Here is a 17,944-nt window from a genome sequence, read left to right as displayed (position 1 = left end):
TTCACGCGAGGGTGCGGGTTCAAGTATGAACCGGCGGCGCAAGTCGGCGGTGGTCGCGCCTCGCCAAAAGAAGGAAACGTCGCTCTGGACGGCGCGGCCCCAAATGTCGCGCAGCGCGACCGTTCGCGGTTGGTCCGGGGCTAATTTGCTTCAAGAATCTCGCTTGCCTTCGCCGAGAAGTAGCTCCCACCCCTCCCGACCGCCTACCTACGACATCGCCTGCTCTTTTTCCCTTGTCCGCAAAGTCTCCACGCCGCTTTCCTTGCGGTGCACCGATACGCACGTCGGTATGGACGGCGCGTAACGGCATTTCTATTTGGGGCTAACACCCGGCGCCGAGGCGGGATTGCGGCGGTGCAGTCGGTGAACCAAAATAGAGGTCCGAGATGACCGGGGAGCGTCGGGAAGAAAGGAGACTGTGCATGGGCGTCGGGGATAACCCAATGACTCCGGATGAAGTCAGCCGCTTGGCGAGGCTTGCCCAAAGCGGCACTCCTGCGGAAAAGGAAGAAGCATGGCGCCGACTGGCCCCCCATATCCAGGTCGTGGCGCGTCGCGTTGCGGGTCAGTTGCTATGGGAAGAAGGCCCGCAAGAAGAGTTCGCGAGCGAATCCCTGACCGTTATTTTTGAACGCTTGGATCGTTACGACGGCAGTCGGCCCTTTCTTCCGTGGGCGGCGAGAGTGCTGCGGAATTGGTTGATCGACGCAGCGAGGAAAACAAAATCTAAACGCGAGGTTTCAACCCCACTGTTGGAAGTAATCCCCGATCGCAGTAGTGATCAGAGCCGCGGTTACGAAACGCTTCACGACTTCGAGCAATTCTTTTCCGAAGAAGATCAGGCTCGGCTGGAATTGAAACTCTCGCCGAGAGTCCGCGTGCTCGGTCTGACGGTGTTGAACCTTTGGCGTAAGGTCCCGCCGGAAAAATGGGACGTGTGGCGCGAGCAGGTGGGTTTGCCGGAGGATTTTCCTCCCGAAGAGCTTTCCGGATACGACGATTACAACGAGCGGCTGAAGGCTCTCGTGGAACTGCTCAATGTGTCGGAATCGTCGCTGCGCATGGCGCTTAGCCGGTTCAAGAAAGGACTCCTAGAACTGGGTTGGATTCAGGAGTTACGGAATTGAATCCTTGATCGAGGGATGAAGGTCTTATCGAGCAAGGCGCTATTAGGGGGAAAGCGGCTATGGGTAATTGGGAACCGTGGCGAGGCCTGCCGGATCCGCGACCGGAGAATCATGGTCGGCGATTGGAGATCGAATTCCCCAAGAGGGCCTGGTCGCACTGTCTTAAGCATTGGACGGCCTGCGATGAACCGTGGGAGGATGAGTTCGGTGCCGACGTCGTACGCGCTTTGAGGGCGAGCGGCGACGAAACCTTGTCCGATCCCGCGGTTCTCGGCAGGGTGCTCACCGTTCTTCGGGAACAGGCAACCGAGACCTTGCGACGTCCGCAAGTGATGTTGGTGAAATATGGCGGAAAGTGGCACAAGGGGCAGCGCTGGATGTTGGTCTTGCCGAGCGGGGCGCTGGCGGTGTTGTACGGTGGTAATAGCAGACTCGTTTGGATTACATGTTATTACTTTCGCGCCGCCGCCGTAGAGAAGAGAAGAAGGCGCCGTTGGCAGATAGCTGTTCGGCACTTGATCCGGGTGTATGTACCCATTCAGGGGAACCCACCGCGATGCTTGCTGCCCGACGAAAACGAGGAGTTCACGATTGCAAAAAAGGATACCGCAATCAAGGTTTGCCATCGGCGGTTTGTTGCCCCCAATAATTGGGGGTTTTGCGAGGAGCTGACCGGCACTCCGTGGCGCGGACGGTTGTCGTCGTGGCCTGCCGCGGAACCGGAAGAGGATGTCCCTGCTACACGCAAACGTCGGCTCAAGAAGCGTAGTTTCCGCTGGGATGAGGAATTCGATCAGTAACGCAGTAGCGCGAATGCGACCGCGGGGGCTGTGGCGGAACGAGCTGTGTCAGTCCCCTTTCGCCGGAAAATCGATAAACGAGTACTGATTTTTAGGAATACCGGCCATGTCCAACGTCCACCGCGAAGACGTATTAGGTTATGTTCACCAGCTCCGCGAGGCCCTTGCGGCCCCGGAGCTGGAAAAGTTCGATTCGGTTCCGGATGAGGCGGCCGAACACGCCGCGGCGCAAGTCGCCACGGCATTGGGTTATTGCCGCGTCTTCGGCCTAGACGCGGGGGAGGATGAAGGCGTTTTACCCGTCCCCGAGGCCCTGGGCGCCGCAAATGCCCTGATGCGGGAAATCACGAATCTTCGTCGCGCCGTCGATACTCTGCCTGAGCAGTGGGATAACGCCCCAATTGGGGAGGAAGAGGCAGTCTGCGTCGATATTGTAGTGCGACGCATGGACGTCTGGACGGCGTCTATCGCACTCAACGAGGCCGCGCTCGAGGCGATGTTCGAAGGGGATCCTATGGCGGAGAGGTTATGCCAGAGCCTGGATGCCCTAGGCGAGGCGGTGACTAGCCTCGACTCCCTCATGAAAAAAGAAGAAAACCTTGAGTTGCTGTCCACGCTCGTCGACACCGAACTCCTGCGGAACTGGCGGGCGCTATTGGTTGAGCCTTATGCTTCGCTGCCGCCCTACTGGCTGGACGGCACCCTGGAGGCAGTGGCGGAGCGCGTACGCCGGGAATTGGAGCTATTTTTGTCGCAAACGGGCGTTCCGGCCACCGCCGCCGGCGGGCGACGTTCGGCGGCGTCCGTGATTCGTGACATCACCCCCATCGCCCTGGCCGCCGACACCCCCGCCCCTTCCGACCCGGTCGTTATGCTTCGCTGGCGATCGCCCAGCGGCTATGTGGCGGTATTGCCGTGTCCTCGAAAGCCTTTCCACGGCCAAAAGGTCAAGTTGACCGTTTATCGACCCGACGAGGAACCGGCTAACGAGCTTGCAGGGGCGAGGGTCGATTGTGCCGGGATTGGCGGACTGCTCGGACCTGATGCCCGCGTTGAGATACTTCTCGACGACCTCCTCGCCTTCGCAAACCGATCGGAATCGCTCCCCTTGCGAATCAACGACGAGCTTTGGGAGGAGTTGGAACCGACCGGAGGTGAATGAATGGCTCTAACGGGCAGATCCGACGACTTGGATTCTCTCGTCAAACTGTCGCCGGAAGAAATATCGCCCGTGAGGGCTTTCAGACTGGCGGTCCGGCTAGGCAAATTGGCTCCTTGGTTGCTGAGACGCGAGGTACTGCGAAAGGCAATCCAAGAGGGACGTGACTGCGGCCTCTCCCAAGACCAATTGAATTCTTGGGAGTCTCCCTCTTTGCCCGAGGGTTGCGGGGCGTGTTGGGTCGCAACCGTCCTCAAGATGGAGCATAACGCGGCTTTGCGATCCGCCGCAGTCTTGCCTCTGCGTTGGAAGAAAGGCAACTCGAACCCTCGGGTCGATCTTCCGCCGGGACTCGAGCCAGTCGCTAGAAGCGTTCTCAGCACCCTGCGAGCGTGGGCCGACGGCGACTCGGGCGAAGACAAAATTCTGCTCGATGACGATTGGCGGCTGCAACCCGCCGAGGATGGCCTCTTTGACGGACCGGGGGCCAAATTTCTACAGGGCGACTATAGTTCGGCCTGGGTTCCCTTAGCGGCCGGCCTGATGCTCGCCGCGCACCATGGCAAACCCGACCGCAAGGTCTGGGCGACCGGAGCCTGGGATCGCGATGCGGGCATCCGCTCCGTGGAAGGCATCGCACAAAAACTGGAGCTTGCCCGCGAGTTCCAAGCCACCCACTTCTTCCTGCCTGAAAAATGTCTCATCCAGGCCCAAGATTTTGCTCGAATGAGCGGCTTTGCGATCCGAATCGAGCCGCTCAAAGAATCCCAGATCCGACCGCGGTCGGCCATGAAACCGTATCTTCAGGTCCTAAGGGTGCGGGCGGGCCGGGAGGACGGTTTCGAGGAACGTGCCGACACCTACCTGTGGATCGACGATCCTGACGATAGGCTGAATTATTATCTCGATTGCATCGTGGACGACCTCGCCGAGCACCTTCGCGCCAAGCTGCCGCCGCACCAGCGGGAATGCCGTTGCCTCGTCACCATTGTCAGCGGCAGCCCGGAATTGGTCCACCTGGCCCATTGCGTGTTTCGCCCCGAAGCGTCTCTGATCCTGTACACAAAGGACGAGAAACGTCAATTCGAGAAGTTTGCCGAGAAGGCTCGATCTTGGTTGGAGAGCAAGGGCATCGCCGCTAGGCTAAGGAAGATCGAAAACGGAGACTTGCCGTATTTCATCGGCGAGTTTCGCCGGTGTTTGCACGAGATGATGCCCGATCTTAAAGACGCCGACTCGCTGATGATCGACGTAACGCCGGGCAACAAGTTGATGAGTCTTGCCTGGTCGTACGCCGCGCCCGATAACGCCCGACTGATTTATCTCCAGCACACCCCCAATCGTCAGACCGGCAAGCCCAGGCCCTCCAAGGACGATCAGTCCATTTCCATTTACTCGGTGAAGGACCTACGTTCGGCGGGCCGCGAAAATGCGACCGCAACGCTTTGACGTCGAGCGAGCGCACTTCAGGAGCCGCCGGCGTGAGGCGGGGGTGCATCTTGGGTTGCGCCGAGGCACCTCGGGCTGACGCCCGAGGCTCTTGAACGCGTTTTGTTCCGCGCGAGCGCACTTCGGGAGCCGCCGGCGTGAGGCGGGGGTGCATCTTGGGTTGCGCCGAGGCACCTCGGGCTGACGCCCGAGGCTCTTGAACGCGTTTTGTTCCGCGCGAGCGCACTTCGGGAGCCGCCGGCGTGAGCCGGGGGGGCATCTTGGGTTGCGTCGAGCCACCTCGGGCTGACGCCCGAGGCTCTTGTACGCGTTTTGTTCCGCGGGAGCGCACTTCTGGAGCCGCCGGCGTGAGGCGGGGGGGCATCTTGGGTTGCGTCGAAACACCTCGGGCTGACGCCCGAGGCTCTTGTACGCGTTTTGTTCCGCGGGAGCGTACTTCTGGAGCCGCCGGCGTGCGGCGGGGGGGCATCTTGGGTTGCGCCGAAACACCTCGGGCTGACGCCCGAGGCTCTTGAGCGCGTTTTGTTCCGCGGGAGCGCACTTCTGGAGCCGCCGGCGTGCGGCGGGGGGGCATCTTGGGTTGCGCCGAAACACCTCGGGCTGACGCCCGAGGCTCTTGAGCGCGTTTTGTTCCGCGGGAGCGCACTTCTGGAGCCGCCGGCGTGAGCCGGCGGTGCATGTGCGCACGCATGAGTGATCCACTCGACCGAAGTCGGGTTGGCGTCGTTTGGCCCTTCTCGGCCAAGCCCCTTTAGCACACGGCCTCCTCGGAGGAGGAGGCCGTCAAGGTGCTGAGGCGGTTGGGTTTCAATGGCCCTTCTCGGCCAAGCCCCTTTAGCACAAGGATTGGAATGTTTTTTGGTCCAGACAGCCGGGTGTTTCAATGGCCCTTCTCGGCCAAGCCCCTTTAGCACCTTTTGTGGAGGTCGCTGCTGGCCCTCCGGGCGGATTGGGAGTTTCAATGGCCCTTCTCGGCCAAGCCCCTTTAGCACTACATCGCTGGACGGCACCCTGGAGGGCACGGCGGATGTTTCAATGGCCCTTCTCGGCCAAGCCCCTTTAGCACTCGTGCGGATCCTCGAAAAACGGAGGCGTAAAATGGTTTCAATGGCCCTTCTCGGCCAAGCCCCTTTAGCACCTTTTCCCTGAGGAGGGAAAAGATGTTCTATATTCAGATGGGTTTCAATGGCCCTTCTCGGCCAAGCCCCTTTAGCACTCAATATCGTCCGGGAAACAGACCCGTCTGCGATTCGTTTCAATGGCCCTTCTCGGCCAAGCCCCTTTAGCACGCCTCTTCAAGAGAAGAGGCGGTCAAAAATTTTGAGGGTTTCAATGGCCCTTCTCGGCCAAGCCCCTTTAGCACCTAGGTGCATCGACACTGTTGTGAACTTGAGACAATCTGGTTGTTTCAATGGCCCTTCTCGGCCAAGCCCCTTTAGCACGGAAGCTTATCTGCCGGGTAATCCGGTGGGTAGACAAAACGGTTTCAATGGCCCTTCTCGGCCAAGCCCCTTTAGCACCGCACCATTCCGAAGTGCTTACTGCAAAACGACTTGCGACGCATTTTGCCCATACCCCTCCCATTGGAGGTATATTTTTGCATGCTTGCGATGTTGTGCAATAATGAATTCTCCGCCATAAGTCGTTTATTATCAAGCATTTGCGTTCTTGCCCACACCCCCCGCACTTTTGCCCCTACGATGGGGTATGGGCAACCTTGTGCTTGCCCCACAATCGATCTTGCGATCATTCAGCCGTTATCTTACCAGCACCCAAGCTATTGTCAAGGCGCAAGTGAGTCGCTTTTTCGCCGATGGCCGTCCACAATTGGTCAAGACCTTCGCGAAAGGCCTCGAGGAGGTCTTCCGCCGATCGGGAGCGGTCGAGTCCCGTCACCCGCCCCCGGAGCAGGCCGTTCTCTTCGTGCACCGTTAGCGAGGGCGTACCCGCGGGATCGTGCGACAGCAGCACGGCGGCGATGCGTTGATCGAGGCCGTGGGGACGGAGGGCCTCGCGCCAGGCCGCCTCCGCGGGGGAATTTTCCTTGTCGAGCAGGATCAGGGCGTCGACTTGAGCGAAGATGATCTCGCGACCGGGGGGGAGCCGCTGGGGCGGCGAGACCTTGTGGTTGCCCCCCGGCAAATCGGCAATGGAGACTGAGAACATTTCGCGAGCGCGGCACAATTGCCGAGCGATGGCGGCTTCCATCGCGGGGGTCCAGTCGCGTTTGTGTGCTTCCCGCATTTTGCCGGCCGTTTCCCGATCCGTGGGATCGAGATACCATGGCGGCGTGGGGGATTGTCCGTCGCAATCCAGCTTCCAGCCGTCGCAACCGATCCGGTCCCGGTAGACATCCAAGACCATGCTGAAGACGGATTTGCCGGAGTTGGGGTCGCCGGCCACGCCCAGTACCCAAGACTGAACCGGTTTCGGCATCGCCCGGGCCAACCAATCGGGCCGCGTGATCGTGGCCCCCAAGAGATCGCCTTGGCGATCGTGGACGACGATCAGCCCGTCGCGAGCGGACCAGCAAGAGACGCGACGGACCCCGGCGTCGATGGCCGTGCTCGCGGCCCGGGCGTAGACATCGACGCCGGCCCGGCCGCTGATTACCAGCTCGGCGGGACGAAGCCGTAGGAGCTCGTCCAGTCGCGGTTCGAGCAAGCGATTGACGGCATCGGCGGAAAGGGGCGGGGCCGGTCTGAGGCGGACGAGAAGGAGCGCGCCTTTCTCGTTTTCAAGGTCGGCCGGAATGAGCCGGCTTTCGCTCCCCTCGAAGCCGTCCGCGTCGCCGGGCTTGTGAGGGGACTCGACGCGAACGGATTGGGCCCCGGCCGCGCGGAATCGGGCCGCCGCGTGCGCGTACATCCAAACCGCGCCCGGTCCCGAGAGCATGACCCGCCGACCGCTCACCCCTTCGATAGGCAAGGGAGGCTCGCGGAGGACGTCGGGCGGCCAAAAGCGGTCCCGCGAGGCGACGAACTCGACGTGCAACTCGCGGGCGTTCGAACGAACGCGAAACCAGTCGTTCAAAACTCGTATTTCCGCAAAAAAGGGCTTGGGGAACTCTCTCGCGGAGCGCGGCGGAATCGGTTTGCGTTGCCGGCTCACCGTGCCGCGGCTGCGTCGTCGTTCGTCGACGAACAGGATCGCGTATCAACCCCGGCACGCGCGCGCGGCGTCTCGAACGGCTTGCAGATTGACCAGTTCGGCGACCTCGAATTGCGGCGGAACACTTCCCGCAACGGGTCGCAGTCGCAGGATCGTGGGAAAGTATCCGGCGCGACCGTGAATCTCGGCCAAGAGGACGGCCGCGATCACGGCGAGGCTGGGAAGATTGATCACGATGGGCATCGTCTGCCACTCCTGCGAGGTCAGGGGAATGCCGGCGAGCACCTCGCGGACCTGCTCGTCGAATGGCCGGGCGTGGTCGAATTGCAGGGGGACGGAAACGACGCGATCCACCTTCCCGCCCGCCAGCTCCGCGATGCGGTCTAGTTGGGAGTCGGTGAGCGGATGGGCGAAATTCAGGACGAACATAGCGAATCAATCCATTGCGAACGTATGCACGTTTCACGGCGGCAACAATTGCTTAAGGCGATCGAAGAGATCGAAGGCCTGCCGTATGAGGTCTTGAAAGTTTCGCGGGTTCTGTAAGATCTTTTGCGGATTTGCACGATCCGAGCGGGTTCCATGGGCACACGCGTTTCGCGTGTGCCGCAGGTCGTGCAACAACTCACGATCGTGGCCGTTCAATTGATCGTATAGGGCTTGCTCAGCATCTTTGCGGGTCTGGTAGTTCAGCGGGTCGGGCTTCGGGTAGAGAAGTTGTCCCGCACAAATGATGATCGCTTCGTAGCCAAGCACCACCGCTCGGAAATAATCTCCTCGCTCCAGTGCAGCGCGAGCAGATTCCCTGACACGGTCCGCGAAACGGGCTTCACGCGACCATTCCAATCTCTCTCGCAGGAGCGTCGAGAGTTGGGCGCCGACGACATCGGCAGACCCGGCCGATTGGGAAAGGAGTTGTTGAGCCGCAGTGCGAGCATTTCCGAGTTGATTCGTATTTTCCAAGAACCATGCCAGTTCGGCGTCCATGTTCAGGCACCGCGCCACGCTTTCGTAGTTCCCCGTAGTGCCGAGAATGGCCGTCGCATCGGTGGCGTCGAGCAGTTCTTGGCATATCGATAATTCGATGACGGGAGTCACGTTTCCTTGACGAGCCTCGAACACCCCGGAATAGAAGGAAACTTTTCCAATGGCATGCGTCCAGCGCATGAGCGAAATAATAAAACCGGCAATAACGGGTTGATGTCGATATCCATGACTAATATCGAAGACGACGTCGTTGCGGCGCGGAATGTTTTCAAACAAGGCTTGCGCGATACGTTGCTGAGATTCCCGCGACAGGGCGTCGCCGGTGAGACGCAAACAAAGTTGAAGCGGCGCGGCTTCGGCGTTGAGCGTTTGCTCCCACTTTCGCAAAGCAGCCTCATCGACTTGTTTGCGGATCACAAGTTCGTCGATATCATAGTATTCGCGAGAAACGCCGTCGGGATCGGCCAGGATTTGGTTGAGTTCGGACCATAAAGAAGCTGAGGTTCCGAGCACGATCCAGCGGTCAATGTCCGTATCGAGCTTTCGGAGAAATCGGACCAACGCCGTTCCGAATAGCGACGTTTCTTGTTGATAGGGTTCACCGTCGGGCGAGTGGAATTCGTAGACGGTTTTGCGGTATTCGCTACGCGCACTTTGCGAGGCGACTTTCTGCCCCGTTCCCAAAAAGCTGACAATGGTCGTCGGCATCAAGACATCCCTTCTTTACGGTCCAAAATCGGCAAGCCGTTGTCGTTCACTAGGTCGGGCAGGCTCAAGGCGGGTCCGCTCTCCTTCCCGGTTCGGTCGTTGGCCACGAACCATTCGTAGGCCAAGCCCTCCGGATGCGGCGGCACGGGGCCGGTTTGATTGAAGCGGCGTGCCCGCGGATAGTGCGTTGGCAGACGGTCGGGGTGGCCCGTCGCCGCGCGAAGAAAGGCGGCGATGAACGGTACTTGATCGAAAGGGCGATCCTTGCCGAACTGAGTCTGTACGGCTTCGTGGAAAGCCTGGATCAGCGGTTCGTGATCGGCGGTCGGCCACTCCTCGTCATCGAGCGTCGAGTAGATTCGTTTCCAAACTCGTCCGTCGTACAGCGAGGAGGATTCGATTTCGAGTCGCACGCTGCCGAAACCGAGCGGTTTGCCCCCGCCGAAACGGTGGTAGTGGTTTTCCGGCAGGCTGAGCAGCCAGAGGAGCGCGCCGAGTTCGACCTGGGATAGGTTGGTCACGTGAATCTCGAACGTGAATTCGGTGCCCGGGTTCACCCAGCCTTGGATCGAGCGATTCTGGCTGTCGCGTTGCTCCTCGCCGTTCAATTTCGGTCGTCGATATTCCTGGAAGTATCCGTCGATGGCTTGTTGCGTGCGATCTTGCTTGGGGATTTTCCAATATCCCGGCGGCAGCCCGTTGTGGTGCGGATACACCTTGCGACCGCGCAGGCCTTTATTGCTATTGCGGGAATAACCGGCGGACTCCTTGGACAAGCCGTTTTTCTGTGCCTCCCCACTTTGGGATGCGGCGACGTAGAAACGCGCCTGCTGCGGCTTTGGTTGACCAAGGATCGCCAGCGGCAAGCCGGGTTGGCCGAAATCTTCGACGGCTTGTTCCTTGGGCGTGCGACAGGTCACCGGTCCGACGCGGACGTGACCCTTGCAGGCTCCTTTGCCCCGCTGGTTGACCCAGCCGAAAACGCGGTCGGCGGGGGAGAGTTGCTGTAGCGCGGCGGCAGGCCGCAGCGACTGGGGGAGCAGCGACAGCGGCGAGGACGAATATAGGTCCCGAGAAATGCTCACGGGAAAGATGCCCTTGACATTCTTTCCTTCGATCTGAAGATAGCAAAGCGTGCCCTCTCGCAGTTCTTGGTAGTCATCATCCCAAATATGACGGGACCAAGCGGTCTTTCCCGGCTCGTCGCCCAGATAATCGTTCGGTTTTTGTCCTTGTTTTTCGCGGTTCGCGAGGTCCTTGACGTGAGCGTTCCGGTAGTTTGCGATCAATTCGTTCCACATCCGACGGACCGACGCGGCCTTGGATGCGGAAAGAGTGAGCACCTGGTCGTTGTCCGAAACGACGTAAACACGCTCGAATTTCTTGTTGCCGATGTTCGGCTCGGTGATCAAGACCCAGCCCTCTTGCCACCCATCCGCCTTATTCGATCGCTCGCCGTAGGGGGAGATTCTCAAGACCTTGCCCTTCGGGTCGACCTGAACAAGAACATGGTCGCCGTGCTTCGGAAGCGAACCGTCGGCGTAGCGGAGCGCGGCGTCGTCTTCGCCCTTGCGAAGATCGCGACCGGAATGTTGACGATAACGGGGCAGTTTCGCCGCGGATTTCAGCCACAAACGGGATAGAATGCGCAGGTTCAACCGGAGCGGGGAACACTCCTCGACGCGAGCCGGGACGACCTCCACCTTCGCGGGTCGCCGGAATGCCAACCGCATGCCGTGCCCCGCAGCGTTGCGCCCCTCGTCCCCCTCCTCTCCCGGAAACACCGCCAGACGAGAGTTGGTCACCGCCTCGTAAGCCGAGCGGAGCATGCCCTTGATCGAAGTGGGCGGAATATAAGGCTGTCCGTCGGCATCCAAGCGGACGGGAAAGCTCTTGTGGTCATCGGGGAGGTCCGCAGCCTTGCCGGCATCGGGCACGAGGAGCGGCGTGTTCACGGTCATTTTGACGCGGATCACGCCGGTGAAGCGATCGGGATACAATACGTGGCGGCCGATGGGTTTATGATCACCCAGTTCGGCGTGATCGGCCGGACGAGGCGGAGCCGGTACGAAGTTGTAGGGATTGTGAAAATTCCCAACGCTTGGGGCGAGCCGTGATTGGCCTTTGGGTTCCGGTTGGCGACTTCCGCCGCCTTGCTTCGGCGCGCTTCCCGCGCGGGAAGGGTTTTGCTCGATTCGGATGTCCTTGGGTTGGCCGCCCACCAGTTCGAAGGTGACTCGCAGCTTTTGGGACTTTCCCTTTTGCAGCGCTGCCAACTGCGATCGAGACGATTCTTCGAAATGCTTGCTCTTGACCTTCTGTTGTTTTCCGGCTCCCCATTCCAGGGTGAGCGCACCGTTCCCACCGGCAACATGTAGAATGCCTTCCAGCCGCTGATTGGAATCAGCCACGGGCCACCTCCAGTTTCACCAGGCGTTCGTCGAAAACCACCGCGTTGCCGTGGTCGGCTTCGGTGACGTATTCCACGGTGCGCAACAAGACGCGTGCATTCTTGCCGGCGTTCGGGATCGGCACGTACAGAGGTCCGATGCGGGCCGTCGCCAACTCGCTCCAGCGGCCGTTCATCGGCCGGCCCGTCCCTTCTCCCCAAACAAGGTACGTTTGCGGCAGCGTGGCGATAACGGCGATCGTTTCCGTTTCCCAAGCGTGCAAGGGGGATAGCGCTTGCTCCGACAACATGACGGCTCGGTGGCGCCGTTCCGCGGAGGGATCGTTCAGCCAGCGAAGCTCGACCGATTCGGAGAACAGGCGGGCTTCGAACGCGTCATCCAGGCTCGTGGGGCGGCCATCCGGTCCGACCAGGCTCCCGGCCTCCCAGGCGGCCGGTGTGCATCGTCGCGGCGAGAAGAGGAGGGCCGCGGCGGGACCGTCGCCGGCGATCTCGCCGAAGTCGGTCAAGGCCTCCGCCAAAGACGGCCCCCGCCGTGTGTAAACGAACAACGAGGCGCTCATGCCGGTACCTCTTGCGTGGCCCAACGACGCCACGCGGTTTTCAACGATTCGGGAAGGTTTCTGAAGCGACCGTCGCGGAGTTCGACGCGGGACACGTTTTCCAGGTCGCCTTCCAGGTCGCGCCCCTGGATTTCCAAACCCGTCACCTTGATCGCCCCCATGCCGCGATGGGTGGCGAAACCCAGCGGCAGGCGGTCCTGGGCCAGATCGCGGATGACCAGCAGCAACAAGGCAATCGCGGGCAGCCGAAGATCGTCGGGCAATCGCCGCAAGTCCGTTTCCAGCGTCAGCGGCTCCCATTCCGTTCGATGCGGCTCCACGATCGTGTACAACATGCTTTCCGCGGCGGAGCCGAGCCAGCGATCCACGGCGACGTGATAGGCTTCGGACCAGTGCGACAGGCCGGCCTTGTCCAAGAATTCGCGTAATTCCCGGTCGGTGCCGGCGGCCTGAACGGCTTGCCAATGATCGACCGACACGCTTTGAGTCGCGAAGCAATCGATGACGCTCAAGGCGCTGAGTCCGAGGTCGGGGGCTTGATCGCGCTGCTTCGCGGCGCCGAAAAGATACTCGACCAACTCAACTTGCACGGCGTCGAGAAACTTTTTCTTGCCCTCCTTATCGAGCCACTTCGGCCGCGTTTCGCCGCGGACCGTTCGCACGATGCACTCGGCGCGGTCGCGGAACGCGCCCTTAATGGAACTGCCGGGGAGTACGAGCGCCATTCCGCCTTCACGAGCGCTGAGCAAGGGGAGCATGTCGGCGGCGATGCCGTCGTAACCGGCTTTGACCATGAACGGTCCGATCGGCTTCCAATGGATTCTCAGGGAGAGCCGAGGTCGTTTTCGCGGAGGATATGCTTGCTTGGCCCGATCGATGTCGTTCTGAGGGACCGGCTCGCCGCCCGGCCGCTTCAACGCCGCCAGAATGCCGACCCGCGAGCCGAGGAAGCACTCAGTCAGGCGCCCTTCCTCCAGTCGCACGTGCCCCAGCCCTCGCGTCTTGGCGGCTCCGAGACGAACCTCCCCGTCTTCCATGGCTTGCCGGAGAGCGGCCAGCATGGCCAGAGCCGGAGTCCGTTGGTCTTCGTCCGGTACGTCCAGCGCCAACCGGAGTTTCATTCGGGCGCCGCGCGGCAGGACGGCCCGATCGTACTTGATGTGCTCCGCGGCGGCGCCGAATTCGCGATCGATCCCCACGTGATCGCGGATCTCGACCGCCACGGAGGCGCTGTCTTCGACTTCGGCGTCATCGACCACGACGAAGGATGCATGGCCGCGATCCCGGTCCTGGCAGCCCCACAATTCATCGACGACGCTTTCACCGAAGAGCCGCTCGGCCAATTCCCGAAGGGCGCCGGCCAGGCTTGTGCCGGGAACGTACAGTTGGCCGGCCCCGTCGCGAGCTAAGGGCAGGTCCGTGTCCACATCCTCGCCGTGGCCGCCCACATGCAGCGGCGATTGGGCGACCAGCGTTCCCTGAAGCTGAATTCGACTGTAAACGCTACGAGCCATGGACGATCCCCGATCGTTGTTCGCTCTCCAATTGCCGCTTGTGCGCCCGAATACAGGCGTCGAAAAAGGTACGCACGGCCAACGGCCAAAGCTCACGCATTAGCGCATCTTTCCCATCCTTGGTCAGCGTGGGCCATCCTTCGGTGTCGATAAGCCTCCAAATGTCGTGGTCCGTTTCGATGAGTGCTTTTACACGGGAAACGGAGGGCCACTTGTCTTTTCTTCGCGGGTTGCTCTCCAGGTGTTCCAGCCAATCGATGACCCGCCGTCGGTCTTCGACGCCTCGCAACAGCGCCAATTGCCCCCGCAAGCCTCCCAATTGACTCATGGGCGGTCGCCCTTGTTCGCCCTTGGCCTCCCAACCGAGCGTCTCCCTCCGTTTGGCTGCGGAATCGGCCAAGTCCAGGCATGCGCGGCGAATCTCTTGTTTCCAGCACTCACGTTCGATCATTCGAGCGAATTCGAAGACCGGATCACCGGAGTCGACCGGCGCATCATGCGCCATCGAGTTGGCGCCGGCGGTCGCGGCGGCCTCCGTGAGGGGAACGCGAGGCTCTTGAAGGATCGGAGGATTGAACAGCAATTGTCCGTAGCCCTCCGCGGTGCGCTCGCCGATACCGGACGCCTCCAGCCGATCGAGTTCAGCGGCATCAAGCTCGCCCTTGACGGTGAACGCCATGCACGATCCGGCTTGCAGCGCGACGAGGGAGCTGCGCGGCAGATGCCAGCCTACGTGCCAGCTTTCCAGCCGCCGGAGACGAACGGTTTCATCGAGCCGATCGTCGGCCCCGGAATTTGCCCGCGGTTCGATGGTTACGCCCAGACGCAGGGACAATTCTTCGGCCAGAACAGCGGCCGTCGGTTCAGGCCGGAGGCGGTCATTGCGGAGCAAAGTGTCCGATACGAGCCACACGTACAGTTCGCGTTCGCGATTGCCGCGAGGCGTCGGGCCGTCCTCCGGCGGGCGGGCTTCCAGCCGCACGGAGCCGTAGTCATCTTTCCTGGAGCGTCCCAGCGAGATATCGCCGCTCAGCCGCTCCCACCATTGCGCGTCCGCTCGAGCCGCAAGATCCGCCCAGGATTTTCGCAGCCGCAGCTCCGATCGTAGAATCACCGGTTTTCCCGCGTCCAACGGGGCGATGGCCTCATAGGTGTACACTCCGCCTACCTCTTCGGTCGGTCGCTGAGATTGATCCTCGACCGTGTTGTGCGTTCGTGACGTAATGGGCGGCCGGTAAACTTGCCTGGTTGTCGGGCCGATGAATCCTTCACGCATCTGCTTGAGCTGGATGCCGCTCGGCGCGGCTTGCCGCAAGCGGTTGACCGCGTCCGGGATGTCCGCGTCCGGCAGGGCCGTCTCCGAACCTTTGGGAACGAATAATGCCAGGGGCACCGGCAGCCCTCGCTCGCCCGCGACTACCGGATAGGCCGGCAGAGCGATCACGTCGCCCGCTTGAATGGCCGCGCGCGCGTCCAGCCCCAACCCGCTCAAGACGCGGGTGATGTGCGGCAAGAGATAGGTTCCAGGCAAGAAATCCAAGGTTTCGACGACATTTCCCTTGGTCCGATAGGACACCGCCGCCGGCGATTGAAGACGCAGATCGAGCGGCACCCTCACCCAGGGATCGGTCGGCTGCGCTGTATGCGAAGAAAGTGCCGCCGGACCGACATCATCCCGAGTCGAGGAGATCCAAGCAGGAGGCTGATCACAGTTCTCGAGCCAGGCCGCGGCCTGCTCGAAGTCCGCCTCGAGAATCTCCAGGCGGCATCTTCCCGCTCCGCGACGCCGCTTGCCGCCGAGTCGTTCGACCAGCTTCGCCGAGGCGATCAATAAGGCCGAGGCCGTCTCTCGGCTGGAAGAATCATCGACCTCCAGTCGGCAGTCCGCTTCGAGAACAGTTCCTTTTCGGGCGATCTCTTCAAACCGCAGCATGTCGGTCTGGGCCGCGCCGCTGCGGCGGTCGATTTTGATGCCCGGCTTGATGAAGGTCAGGGCTTGACGCACGCGACGGTCCGCGCCGATCAAACGTTCCCGCAACGGGGAGGGAATCCGCGCGGGACGAATCCGCACCGCCGCCGGCACGGGAGCCGCCGTGGGATCGCGGTGTCGTCCGGTGGGATCGTTCGGCCCCAAGGCGGGTTGGCTGCCGAAAAGGCGGTCCACCAGCGCCGTCCATTTGCCGGGTCGGCCGTCATCCAGGGCAAGGCAGAGCCGCTCGCACGCATCACGCCAAATGCCGTGGAGCGTTTTCCCGGGAACGCACGGGAGATCGTCCGCGTCGCGTGTGATCAAGCGGTCGACGTTGCCCGGACGCCCCATGCCCGAACCGACGTGCCAGTCGGATTCCATCGTCAGTCGAACGCGAAAGCGTTCGGGCAGCAGCCAAGATTGACTCACGATGCGCCCCTCCAAAAGTCGGCGGTATCCACGGCATCGAGCAAGCCGGTACGGTAAACTTCCGTCTCCCGGCGTTTCTCCTTCCAAAAGAGCGAGCGATTGGGCCGATCGCCCAACAATTTGTCCAAACCTGCTTCGCGGTATCGCTCCAACACGAGACGCAGCCGGGCATCCGCGACCGAACGCCCCAGAAAGAGCGATTCGCGCAGCTCATGCAACATTCCGTTGGGCAACCGGCGACGGCCCTCCTCTTCGTCCTTGGCGTTCACGGCGGCGATGCGCGTTTCCAACTCGGACCAGCGACGCCCGACCGGACCTTGATCTCGCGTGACGACGTACGGGCGACCGACCAACAACGTCCGCCCGCCGTCCGCCGTCAATTCGCGGCGAATGCGACCCAAGTCCGACCCGCCGGCGTCGTAAAGGATGTGATAGTCGAGGGCCGACACGTACCGTTCCGGGTCGCTCTTGGCGAGCTTCTTCGCCGATTGCAGCAAATCCTCCGCCAGTTGATATCCCGCGTAAAAGGGAAAGTGGGGTTTAGTGATCGCCACGCCCGCGCAGCTTGTCACGCCGCCGGAAAGGATCGTCCGAATATCCGGGTGCTCGCGAGTCGCCGTCTCGAAAGCCTCGATGAACCGCTTGGTGAATCGCAGCGCCTGCCGACCGTCGCAAATGACGGTGAGGTCATCCCCGCCCAGAACCAACGGGACAATGGGAGCAACTTCCCCCTTCGGCTCCAACTCGCCCAACGAGTCGCAAAATGCTTGCTCCGTGCATGCGTCCAAGGCCAGGGAAAAATGACGCAACTTGGTGATGTATTCGCGATCGCCCGAAGTGCGCGCCCTGCTTTCGAAATCGAGAAACACCCGCCCCAGCCCGTTTCCGTCCGCGTGCACGATCGCGATCCAATCGCAACCCAGCTCCTCCAATTCCGTCGTGGCGTTCGGCAAGCAAACTTGAACCCCGCGTCGCTTCAGCATTGCATCGCGGCGCTTCGTCCAGGCGTCCCGCGCCTGGAACTTGGCGAACGTCGAAGCCGAATATGCCCTTTGTTGTTGCGAGGGCAGGCCGTCGCTCGCTCGGGCTGTGCGCGCCGCCGGCAGACCGCTGGTGGCGCACTCCTCGACGATCGGCAAACGCGGGAACCGAACCGCCGGGCCCGGCAAGCGAGAGCGGACGTTTTCGAATTCGCGATGTACGGCCTGGATCGCGGCGTGTAGACGCCCGGAATGCAGTTCGAACGGTTCACTGACCACGCCGCGAACTTCCAGTCCCGGGGCTTCCTTCAACGCCCGCAGGGTCACCTCGCGGACGATCGCTCGGCCGATCTCCGCGTCGCGAACCAGCAGTTGCGCCTTGCCGGAAACGGCCAGAATGATCTCGATCGGGTTCTGATCATCGATGCCGGGATAACTCTGCGGGTCGCCGACGTCTTGCGGAATCCTTCCCCCCGCGGCTTGCACCGCCTCCAACACGAATTTCGTGCCGACCTCGAACGTCAATTGCGAAGCTCCGACGTTCTCGCGCAATTTGTTCGTGGCAAAGATGAAGGCTTGGTTGCCGCAGGTTTCGATGAGAACCAGATTCATGCATCCTCCTTTCCTGCTCCCCGCTGACGTCAGCGCCGCGCGATCCCGCTCAAGTCAGATGCTTGCGTTCGACCATCGCGGATACTCGATCCACGAGATCGCTGCTGCCCAAACCCGGGTGGAAGC

Annotated in this window: 12 protein-coding genes and 1 CRISPR repeat array; of the genes, 4 read left to right on the top strand and 8 right to left on the bottom strand. The window is 61.5% G+C overall.

The window, feature by feature from the left end:
* Positions 1–422 precede the first annotated feature (422 nt).
* The 4 genes from ACYQ6J_RS11155 to ACYQ6J_RS11140 all read left to right on the top strand — a co-directional run bounded on the left by ACYQ6J_RS11155 (position 423) and on the right by ACYQ6J_RS11140 (position 4,535).
* Positions 423–1,127, top strand: a complete 705-nt coding sequence (locus ACYQ6J_RS11155; RefSeq protein WP_460184264.1) for a hypothetical protein — start codon at positions 423–425, stop codon at positions 1,125–1,127.
* Between the two features lie 59 nt (positions 1,128–1,186).
* Positions 1,187–1,927, top strand: a complete 741-nt coding sequence (locus tag ACYQ6J_RS11150; RefSeq protein ID WP_460184263.1) for a hypothetical protein — start codon at positions 1,187–1,189, stop codon at positions 1,925–1,927.
* A 106-nt stretch (positions 1,928–2,033) separates the two neighbouring features.
* A complete protein-coding gene (locus tag ACYQ6J_RS11145) occupies positions 2,034–3,089 on the top strand; it encodes a hypothetical protein (protein WP_460184262.1) in 1,056 nt (351 codons plus the stop codon).
* A 69-nt stretch (positions 3,090–3,158) separates the two neighbouring features.
* Positions 3,159–4,535, top strand: coding sequence for a hypothetical protein (locus ACYQ6J_RS11140; RefSeq protein WP_460184261.1), 1,377 nt, complete (start codon positions 3,159–3,161; stop codon positions 4,533–4,535).
* A gap of 721 nt (positions 4,536–5,256) precedes the next feature.
* Positions 5,257–6,055: direct repeats of the CRISPR family, unit length 37 nt; unit sequence GTTTCAATGGCCCTTCTCGGCCAAGCCCCTTTAGCAC.
* Positions 6,056–6,281: 226 nt separating this feature from the next.
* On the opposite strand, the gene ACYQ6J_RS11135 is transcribed toward ACYQ6J_RS11140, so the two are convergent.
* The 8 genes from ACYQ6J_RS11135 to ACYQ6J_RS11100 form a co-directional block, all read right to left on the bottom strand.
* Positions 6,282–7,568, bottom strand: a complete 1,287-nt coding sequence (locus ACYQ6J_RS11135; RefSeq protein WP_460184260.1) for a hypothetical protein — start codon at positions 7,566–7,568, stop codon at positions 6,282–6,284.
* Between the two features lie 123 nt (positions 7,569–7,691).
* The gene (gene csx15, locus ACYQ6J_RS11130; protein WP_460184259.1) at positions 7,692–8,075 is read right to left on the bottom strand and encodes a CRISPR-associated protein Csx15; all 384 of its coding nucleotides are present in this window, start codon (positions 8,073–8,075) and stop codon (positions 7,692–7,694) included.
* Between the two features lie 33 nt (positions 8,076–8,108).
* Entirely contained in the window at positions 8,109–9,341 is a 1,233-nt protein-coding gene (csx2, locus tag ACYQ6J_RS11125) for a TIGR02221 family CRISPR-associated protein (RefSeq protein ID WP_460184258.1), read from the bottom strand.
* Positions 9,341–11,752: a TIGR03986 family type III CRISPR-associated RAMP protein gene (locus ACYQ6J_RS11120; protein ID WP_460184257.1), complete on the bottom strand. Its 2,412-nt coding sequence runs from the start codon at positions 11,750–11,752 to the stop codon at positions 9,341–9,343. The genes csx2 and ACYQ6J_RS11120 overlap by 1 nt, the downstream gene beginning before the upstream one ends.
* Positions 11,745–12,314, bottom strand: coding sequence for a type III-D CRISPR-associated protein Csx19 (gene csx19 / locus ACYQ6J_RS11115; RefSeq protein ID WP_460184256.1), 570 nt, complete (start codon positions 12,312–12,314; stop codon positions 11,745–11,747). The genes ACYQ6J_RS11120 and csx19 overlap by 8 nt, the downstream gene beginning before the upstream one ends.
* Positions 12,311–13,828 (bottom strand): RAMP superfamily CRISPR-associated protein, encoded by a 1,518-nt coding sequence (locus ACYQ6J_RS11110; protein WP_460184255.1) that lies wholly within the window; start codon positions 13,826–13,828, stop codon positions 12,311–12,313. Before ACYQ6J_RS11110 ends, csx19 begins: the two co-directional genes overlap by 4 nt.
* Positions 13,818–16,226 (bottom strand): RAMP superfamily CRISPR-associated protein, encoded by a 2,409-nt coding sequence (locus ACYQ6J_RS11105; protein WP_460184254.1) that lies wholly within the window; start codon positions 16,224–16,226, stop codon positions 13,818–13,820. Before ACYQ6J_RS11105 ends, ACYQ6J_RS11110 begins: the two co-directional genes overlap by 11 nt.
* Entirely contained in the window at positions 16,223–17,818 is a 1,596-nt protein-coding gene (locus ACYQ6J_RS11100; RefSeq protein ID WP_460184253.1) for a Cas10/Cmr2 second palm domain-containing protein, read from the bottom strand. The genes ACYQ6J_RS11105 and ACYQ6J_RS11100 overlap by 4 nt, the downstream gene beginning before the upstream one ends.
* Between the last annotated feature and the right edge of the window lie 126 nt (positions 17,819–17,944).

This window comes from Thermopirellula anaerolimosa, from assembly GCF_054657335.1.
The sequence above is the reverse complement of the archived record's forward strand: the minus strand, read 5'-3'. Positions and strand labels throughout refer to the sequence as shown.